A 9,063-nucleotide genomic window follows, 5' to 3' on the forward strand; every position below is an offset into this window, starting at 1 on the left:
GCAAAATTGGTGTGGCCTACATTGATCATGTTGCGCTTGGCATGAAGAACATGCCGGGCATGAATGATGATGGCAGCATAGGTATGGATCATATCACCAACCACAAGACGTCAATGATCGCCGGTCAATACAACATCGGTGGCATGGGACTGCACTTGGGTTATGGTCAAAGCAAATGGGATACTGATTCAATGGCTGGTGAGTGGATTGCCGACAAGGACACAAAACCAATAAATCCGCTTACTGGTGTTGCTTACGCCGACAACAACGACCCCGCGGCCGCGGCATATGACGGTGGCCTTAAAGGCGGTGCTCTGCTTGAGAAGAAGAAAAAGACGACCTTTTTCGGCGTTTCCGGCGGTCTCGCTGATACCGGTGTTTCGTTCTTTCTGCAAGTGCGTAGCAATAAGGTCGACAAAAAGATGGTTACAAAGTCATGGCACGATCACGTTACAGCGTTTAATGCGCTCGCGCAGAACGGTACAGCAGCTGCTACAGATGATTTTTCTGGGAAAGCACTCCGTGCATTACAAAACAAATACATAGAGGACAACGATCTCGTGCAAGTCGCCAAAAATGCCGAGGGAACTATCCCTGCGCAAACCGATAATGACGCCCCAATTGGCACTATAGCGGCGGTGGCGAGTGATAATGCTGCTCAACGTAAAAGAGGCATGAGTACATCGTCTGACAAGAAGACGCCTTGGGTTGTCGGACTGTCTCGAAGTCTCGGCGGTGGCGCAAGTGTTATTTTTGAACATGCCAACGATGATGATGATTCAACGAAGAACACCACTGGGCTTTGGCTGAAGGTGGATTTCTAAGATTCGGCAATCTGTATAACATTCTTGCATAAGAAGGCGGGGTGAATATACACCCCGCCTTATTTGGTTCGCCAGGCATGGCGGACCAAAAAAAAGCGGTGCCGAAGCACCGCTTTGAAATGGATATAGATATCACGAATAGGCGATCTTAGAAATCAACCTGCAACGTAAGGATCGTAGCGTTTTTAGCATCATCATCATCCTTGTTGACATGTTCCAAATGAACAGCCGCACCACCGCCGAGACTTCTCGAAAGTGAAATCACCCAGGGCGTATTCTTTGTCGTTGATGTACTCATGCCTCTTGCGCGATCTTTTGTGCCTTGCGGTTCGTCAAAGTCACTTGAAGCGTCAAAATTGGAGTAGTCAGCATTATCTGCAGTCGATATTGCTTGCCCGACCTGTCTTATATTGCCGGTGCCGTCAACGTTCAGGTTAAAATCGGCCACCTTCGGGTCCGCCACAATGGGGGTACCCAACGGAGCAGTTTCCTCCGCACCTGTCGTATGATCCATATCCTGCTTCTTGTAGGCGGCGAGTCTATCCGCATACGAATCCGTGACCATAGACGTGGTCGCCTTGTTGCTTCGCACTTGCAGACCAAAGGTTACGCCGGTATCACCGAGACCGCCGGAAATGCCGAAAAAGGTAGTCTTTTTCTTCTTTTCAAGCAGATCATCGCCCTTCAGTGCATCGTGATAGCCAGCTTCCTTTCCAGGGTTCGTAGCAGTTCGAGGCACTTCTGCTTGCCATGCAGCGTCCGAATCGGTATCCCACTTGGTTTGACCATAGCCAAGATGAAAACCCATGCCGCCGATGTTGTATTTTCCGGCGATCATTGTGGATTTCTTGTTGTCCATATGAGTCAGTCCTGCTGTAGTTTCAGGAAGATGATCGACATAGGCCATACCGACCTTGCCAGCTTCACCGATATTCACGGTTGCGCCGAATTGGGTCGAATCAATATCCTTGTCGCCAGCTGTTTTTTCATCGGCTTTTGCGCCGATTGCGTCAACCTGGAAACTTGCCGCACCAAGATCAACGGCATATGAGATTGTGTTTCCGACTTTATTGGCAAGGTGTCCTTCGTTGGAACCGTTATTAAAGGCGTTGTCCACAAAGCCGGCGTGAACATTACCGGCATTTGACAGCGTGCCGATTGACAAGGTTCCGAACCCACCCGAAAGGCCGACATAACGCTGGTTCGTATCTTGACTGGCTTCCCCGTCTCCGATTCTTGTCTCGAACTTATAGACTGCGGTAAGCCCTTCAGCAGCTTCGCTGCTGCCTTTGATTCCCCAGCGCGAACCCTGGTTGACTACGCCGTTTGTGTTGTCAGATTTCCAGCCGGCGCGGATCGATCCGTACCAGGTTGCTTCCGCAAGTACAACTGAGGGTATGCACAGTTGTATCGCACTGGCGTCCGACTGTCACACATAAATCAATTGAATCAGTCTGTTACTTGCGACTCACGTTCCTCATTTCCACCAGACTCGGATGTGCGTGAGCGTGAATTCGGGTCTTTTTTGGACTTTGCTACGGTATTTAAAGTGTTCCGTTGCAAATTTGCGAATTGGCCCGCGAATTAGGCATCGTTCCGATCAGATCGATCCAGGCCGATGGCGGCAACGAGTTCATGGCTGAGTTCGAAAACGTATGCCAGCAACGAAGAATTGCACACTATGCTGTCAGTGAGTACTTGTAAATGACATTGAATCCTGTCACCTATCTGATTTATACCTCACCGACCTTCGGCTCCGATCGCCGATGAATTGTCACACCAAAAAAGTTACCATCCTGATTGTCTGCAAACTCGATGTTTGGGTAGGCCTTAATTGCCCGTTTGATCCCGCTGCCAAGCCCGCGATAAGGCAACACCTTTGGTGCAAACGAAGCGAGGATTGGATTTCGAACATTAGAGTTGCCCATCTTGATATTCTCAATCGTCAAATTATTTGGTAAATGCCCTGGACTGATGATTTCTACACGATTCGAAAAAACCAGAACTCTCACAGGGGCTGACACAAAATAATCGCGATGGATCAAGGCGTTGGCAATTAATTCTTCAAGCACTATCCTCGGAATTTCCGGCTCGCCAGTCGAGTTGAAACTTTGCTCATTTTGCACATGCCGAAGATTTGCCGATACAAACCCCAACACTTTCTGAAATATATCGGACAATTTGCCTTTCACATCCTGACTGTCAATGTAATGTACATCCTCAATATTCATTCCAGGGAAAGCAACTGCCTTAACCTGGAAAGCAGGGAGTCGGTTTTGAGGTTTTGCAGCAAACAATAGGGTGCTGCAAATATTCAGTTCCCCGTTTTTGGCCAGATTCATATTTTCTAATAGCCTGACGAGGGGAATCTCCTGTTGCTCTACTTTCTCTCCATATTCTTTTTCGAAGAACGCGTCGAAATAATCCTCATCAATGTCTGCTGCAGATGAACCTTTGACCGGAATACCGTCAGCGTGCACCAAAGTCGCGTCCCGGAACATCCGCAACAATTCTTCTCGAGCATTTACTCTACGCTTATCCGCTCCACTTTTCACATATACATGAAGATTCTTGTCCATATACGGTTTGCTTATGCCTTCAGAGATGGAAACCGCCATCACCATGCCATCGGGCAAAGAAACATTCTGCGTGATTGGGCTAATGGGTGGACGAACATGGTCACTAGCCGCATTGGATACAAGTTGATTCAGGCGCCTTATATCATCTGAGGTAAGTCCTGCGATTCCACCATCATCCGTAACGCCTATCAGAATTACTCCTCCTTGGGAGTTACTGAGTGCGACCATCTCCTGCGCAAGGCTCTCCGAGCGACTGATATTTGCCTTAAACTGCCTCTTTGAGTCTTCACCACTGGCAATGATGACTAAGAGTTCTTCAACTTCCATTCGTCATATACCGTTTTTCGCTTCTCAAAAGCTTCTGCACCGCCTTCCATGACATCCACTATACGCTGTTGAACATTGGGACAATCAATACTGCCACTGAGAGTCTGAATTTCCTCATCCAAATACTCACATGCGACAACCTGTTCTGCATCTCCCAATACAGGGATATTGGCGTTATGTGTGGCAAAGATAAATTGCGTCTTCGGCTTTATTTTTCGGATCAGCTTAATCACGTCTTCATAGATTGTCTGGTTATCCAGATCATCTTCTGGCTGGTCAATTATTACTACATCATTTTCTCGCTGACTTAGGATAAAGAGCATCATTGCTGAAGCCCTCTGACCCAGTGAGTGATCGGTCAACGCTTTTCCGTGATATTCAATTGTAAAGAGATTGGGCACTTGCCAAGTGAGCAAAGTGTCCAGATTCTCTTCAAAATTGTTCCAGAAGTTCTCAAAGGAACTGCTGAGTACCGATTGCATATTATTTTTCTCGCGCCACATAGCACCAAAGTCACTGAACTGATTCACTACGCCTTGTAGCGTCGTCCCATGAATTCGACTCCCGCGAAACAATTTCTGAATCCACCTGAGCATCGCTGCCTTATCGGCCTTGAACTGCGGTACAATTTTCAGCGGTGAATCAGCATGATTAATTTTGTCCAGTACTTCCTCGATAGTGCGGTACTCCTCCAACCATAAATCATTCAACTGATCCAATTCACGCTCAAGCACTTGATTCAGAGTCGCGAATTGTTTTTCATTCTTGGCGGACGTCTGAAGCATTAATTCTGACTGGTCCAGCAATGTTTTCAGTTGCCTGAATTCTCGGGGGCTGATTGCTTTCGCACCAGATTGTTTCAATTCACTAGCCAGTTTGCGTTCAATTTCGGCAAAATCCTCCTTTAATGCCTGTTTATGCTGTTGAAAGCCCATGAGCCTTTCCTGTAATTGTTTGACAGTAGCTTGGCCATCATTAGCAACTTGTTTAGTACTGTCAAAGCCTGTTAGTAACTTCTGATAGCTAACAAAGAAGTCGTTGAAAAATGATTGATTATGCGTCGATTGGTACAAAATTTGGTTTTTTAGTTCATCTTCAAATCGGGCTAGAAGATCGTTCAATTCGGACAGGTAGACCTGTGCCTCTTGAATTACCTGCAGCAACTTTCGCTCATCACGGTCGAATTCGATTTGCTTCTGCAACTTGGCTTCAACACCATGTTGCTTATAGAAATCCAATTTAAATTCAGCGTCTCGCTTTTTCTGCAACCATTCTTCCTCTTGCGTAGACGTATGGGACAATCGTTGAATTTGGCGGATAGCATCAGTCACATGTCGCTGTCCCTGCTCAATTTTCCGCCTAACCGGGATCAAGGCTTCACCCGCAAGTTTTTCTATTAGATCTCTTTCAAATCCAGTGCTGGTACTGGACAAGTCCTTTTGGCCAAAATATACCGGTTGGTGCAGTACCGTCTCCCGAATAGATACTCCCGGTTGCAATTGCCCGTCCACATAAACGTCGGGTCGCTCACCCAAGATTCGTCGTATCTGATAAAGTTGCCCGCGTCGATCAATGGCATCCATGGAAATTCTCCCGCCACTTCGCAACAGATGCCTTACTAGACTTTCCTTGTACTCAACATCTGACGCTTGATCGCCCAAAGGGATATTCAGAGCATATCGAATGCCTTCAATTACTGACGATTTTCCACTCCCGCGAATGCCAATCACGGTGTTCAGTTCAGGCGACAGACAGATTTCGGCACCACCAAGAATCCCTGCGCCCTCGAAGTGGACTTTCTTAATGCTCGAATGACTGTAATGTGGCTGATCGGCACACACCCTGGAGGACTTATCGCGCAAGGCGAACTTGACAGCCTCAAAACTGAAATCGCCCAGTTTCAAATAACTGGAGTTTTCTCGAGCAGACATATCGGCTAAATTCTTGGCATCACAGCCTTCCACCTCCGCTGGGTATAAATTACCCAACTCATTTCGAATTTTGGCTCTCGCATCTCGAGTTCGCACTTTCTGAAATGCCAGAACCCTGCTTCGGATGGTCTCATTTTCGAACATATCTTTTATTCGTCCGAGCGATAACTCCTTCCACAGTCCTTTTGGCGCTTCCACATGGGCAAAAATTAGAAAGTAGTCCTTACTGAACTGATCCAGTTCTCGCACCGTTTCATAAATGTTGTGTTTTGAGTGTGTGTTTTCATCCTCAAAATTCGCCACGCCGGCAAATGTCAGGTTGAGGAAACTCTGTATGTGATTGGTTTGTTCTTTGTTCGCATACCACTCATCAGAAAAAACCACCAGTGTATGCAGACCCGACTGACCATCTTTGACCGACAACTCGATTGCTGGCAACAACCCGATTCCGGATTTTCTGGCTTTCTTGCGTAGCGCTTTGAATTCATCTCGGTCGAACTTGTTGTGATTAGCAATCACACCAAGACCGACCCCTGCACTGTCCAACGCATGGACATACTGGTTCAAGTAATCGTTGTCTTCACCTGTGTAGTCGAATTCCTTGTCAGCGCGAGTGTGAAGGTGAAAGTCCACCTTCAACCAGCGGCTACCGAATTCAAAGACTTTATCACTCATCAATCTTGCGTCACTATTGTCAGCACTCTTCTCATTTCCCTAGAACCCGATGAGAAATCTCGCTATCGAGATACTCACATACAACTGAATGAAATCGGGCATCCGTGATCATCTGGGAGAAGGTTTCCCTGTCGCCCTCCATTCGTGTAACGAACAGTTCGTCGACAATATTATCCAAATATGAGGGATATGCCAAGTTGTTGATCTGGTTCACTACATATGAGACCAATATTGGGCAACCAGTACGGATCGATTAAAGTCCAAATTATAGTGCATGAGATCTGACACCGATTGCCATGACGAACTTTTCGAAAGCACCCCAGTTTCTCTAATGATTGCCTCCCCGCTGCGCGGGGTTGGTGGCTGATATCACTCAAACAACCGCCCATCAGGATACGTCCAGACTTCTGAGAAATATCGCGATATTGCACCGGAACAGAACACTTTAAATCCCGCAGCAATGCCCCAAAAAGCCCAGAATTTACGCTCTAGCGCACGCGATTCCGGTTGATTTGGGGAGCATGAGTCGAAAGTAACAGGCTGATTCGATTGACTTATGTGTGAAAGTCGATTGCCGGTGCGATACAACTGTGCATACCCTCAGTTGTACTTGCGGAGGCGACCTGGTACGGATCTATCCGCGTCGGCTGGCAAGACAGTGGCAATGCGGGCTTCGGCAATTACGGTTCACGCTGGGGCATCCAGGGCAGCAGCGAGGCGGCCGAAGGGCTCACCGCGGTCTACAAGTTCGAGACTAGAATCGGCGAATCAACCGCGCAAACCACCGATCAGCTTTATGCCGGGCTTTCGGGCGGGTTTGGTAATCTGACAATCGGAAAGTTCTCCGCCGCCGGCAACAATCATGTCGGGTTTGTGGACAACTCAAATTTTCTTGGTAGTAATGAGCTGCTTGCGAACAAGCAGGGTAACGCCATCTCATACGCCGTTGCTGTCGGCTCTGCGAGTTTTCAGGTTGACGCAGTCGGCGATGCCGCCGCGGGCGACAAGGATTTGGACTCAGCCCAGTTTGGTGCCACCTTGAATATAGGTGATAACGGCAAGGTAGGTATTGCATACATTGATCACCCTGTGAAGGGCATGAAGAACATGCCAGGCACAGGAGGTATGGATCATATCAACGACCACAAGACTTCAATGATCGCCGGCAAGTACAACATCGGCGGCATGGGACTGCATCTTGGCTATGGCCAGAGCAAGTGGGATACTGATTCAGTTGCTGGTGCGTGGGACCCTAACAGGAAGGTAACGAATGAATTTGACGGGACAGAGAGCACTGTTCCAAACTATGATAATGGACTCATGGGCGGTGCTCTCCTTGAGAAACAGAAAAAGACTACCTTTTTTGGTGCCAGTGGCGGTCTTGGAGATACCGGCGTATCCTTCTTTCTGCAAGTGCGTAGCAACAAGGTTACCAAGAAAACCGTTACCGCATCCTATGTGGACCACCACACTGCGTTCGGTAAACTCAATGACTCCGGTATACCAAATTCGCCGTTTACAGATGCGAAACTTGTAAGTCTCCAAACCAAGTACATAGAGGACAATGGGCTTGATGAGATGGACGGTGTCGTTACACTAAAACCCACAGGTACAACTCCCGGTACCTTAAGGGCTATCGCGGCTGCGGGCGAGGCACAGACTAACGATAGAAAAAGAGGTATGAGCACATCCTCTGACAAAACGACGCCGTGGGTTGTCGGGCTGTCAAGAAGCCTCGGCGGTGGCGCAAGTGTTCATCTCGAGCATGCCAACACTGACGACGATTCAGAGAACACCACTACAGTTAGGCTGATGGTGAACTTCTGAATATTGTGAAAAATGGTAATCTCTGATTACGTTTTTCACAAAGAAGCGGGGTGCCTGCGCACCCCGCTTCTATTTTTTGGAAAGTAAATCCTCGAAGATACTAGAAATCTACCTTCAGCCAGAGTCCAGTCTTGTTCTTCTTTGAATCGTCATCTTTATTCTCATGTTCAAAATGAACGCTTGCGCCGCCTCCGAGACTTCTTGACAGTCCTACAACCCACGGCGTCACTTTGTCTGAGACACTTGCCGAGTGTCTTGTATTGTCATACTTCGTTTTATCGGCATTTGATGAAACGTTACTCGGATAGGCTGCATCGTCTCTTCCACCAGGAACTATTAATGCTTCGCCGTCTTGATCACTAGTCAAAAGTCCATGTTCCTTAAGGTAGGCTGCTTGTCGAGTGTCTGCGACTGCTGCAACTAAGCCGGAGCCGGTGGGATTAATGGCGTCGAAAGCCGCTTTGTGTTCACGGTAAGACTTCATGACGGTACGCTTATCAACTTTATTGCTACGCACTTGCAGAAAGAAGGATACACCAGTATCGGCCAGTCCGCCGGAAACTCCGAAGAAAGTAGTCTTCTTTTTCTTCTCAAGCAGAGCACCGTCCCCTAAGCCGGGAAGCCATTTAAAATTGGTAGCAACGTTTTTGTCTGACTCGTCTACTGTTGTATTAGGGTCATTTTCTGGCACGCCCCACACTGCGGCAACCGAATCAGTATCCCACTTGCTCTGGCCATAGCCAAGGTACATTCCCATACCGCCGATGTTGTATTGACCGGCGATCATTGAAGTCTTGTGGTCGTTGATATGATCCATACCTATGTTGCCATCATCATCCATGCCTGGCATGTTCTTCATGCCAAGCGCAACATGATCAATGTAGGCCACACCAATTTTGC

Annotated in this window: 7 protein-coding genes; 3 read left to right on the top strand and 4 right to left on the bottom strand. The window is 47.8% G+C overall.

Going from position 1 to position 9,063, the window contains the following annotated elements; all coding sequences use genetic code 11:
- The coding region (locus OXI60_05100) for a hypothetical protein (protein ID MDE0309192.1) at nucleotides 1-824 on the top strand (824 nt) is incomplete at its 5' end.
- A 148-nt stretch (nucleotides 825-972) separates the two neighbouring features.
- On the opposite strand, the gene OXI60_05105 is transcribed toward OXI60_05100, so the two are convergent.
- Nucleotides 973-2,223: a porin gene (locus tag OXI60_05105; protein ID MDE0309193.1), complete on the bottom strand. Its 1,251-nt coding sequence runs from the start codon at nucleotides 2,221-2,223 to the stop codon at nucleotides 973-975.
- Between the two features lie 173 nt (nucleotides 2,224-2,396).
- Here OXI60_05105 and OXI60_05110 point away from each other — a divergent pair, with 173 nt between their 5' ends.
- Nucleotides 2,397-2,528 carry a hypothetical protein gene (locus OXI60_05110; protein ID MDE0309194.1) on the top strand — a complete coding sequence of 44 codons (132 nt, stop codon included), beginning with the start codon at nucleotides 2,397-2,399 and terminating at the stop codon, nucleotides 2,526-2,528.
- Nucleotides 2,529-2,557: 29 nt separating this feature from the next.
- Here the strand turns inward: OXI60_05110 and OXI60_05115 are convergent, their stop codons facing one another.
- Together OXI60_05115 and OXI60_05120 are read right to left on the bottom strand one after the other, a co-directional pair.
- Entirely contained in the window at nucleotides 2,558-3,730 is a 1,173-nt protein-coding gene (locus OXI60_05115) for a putative DNA binding domain-containing protein (protein ID MDE0309195.1), read from the bottom strand.
- Nucleotides 3,709-6,336 carry a hypothetical protein gene (locus OXI60_05120; protein MDE0309196.1) on the bottom strand — a complete coding sequence of 876 codons (2,628 nt, stop codon included), beginning with the start codon at nucleotides 6,334-6,336 and terminating at the stop codon, nucleotides 3,709-3,711. The genes OXI60_05115 and OXI60_05120 overlap by 22 nt, the downstream gene beginning before the upstream one ends.
- A 594-nt stretch (nucleotides 6,337-6,930) precedes the next feature.
- Here OXI60_05120 and OXI60_05125 point away from each other — a divergent pair.
- Nucleotides 6,931-8,163: a porin gene (locus OXI60_05125; GenBank protein ID MDE0309197.1), complete on the top strand. Its 1,233-nt coding sequence runs from the start codon at nucleotides 6,931-6,933 to the stop codon at nucleotides 8,161-8,163.
- A 100-nt stretch (nucleotides 8,164-8,263) separates the two neighbouring features.
- On the opposite strand, the gene OXI60_05130 is transcribed toward OXI60_05125, so the two are convergent.
- Nucleotides 8,264-9,063: hypothetical protein (locus tag OXI60_05130; GenBank protein ID MDE0309198.1), on the bottom strand; the 800-nt coding region annotated here is incomplete at its 5' end.

This window comes from Acidiferrobacterales bacterium (genome assembly GCA_028820695.1).
In the GTDB taxonomy this organism is placed as follows: domain Bacteria; phylum Pseudomonadota; class Gammaproteobacteria; order Arenicellales; family JAJDZL01; genus JAJDZL01.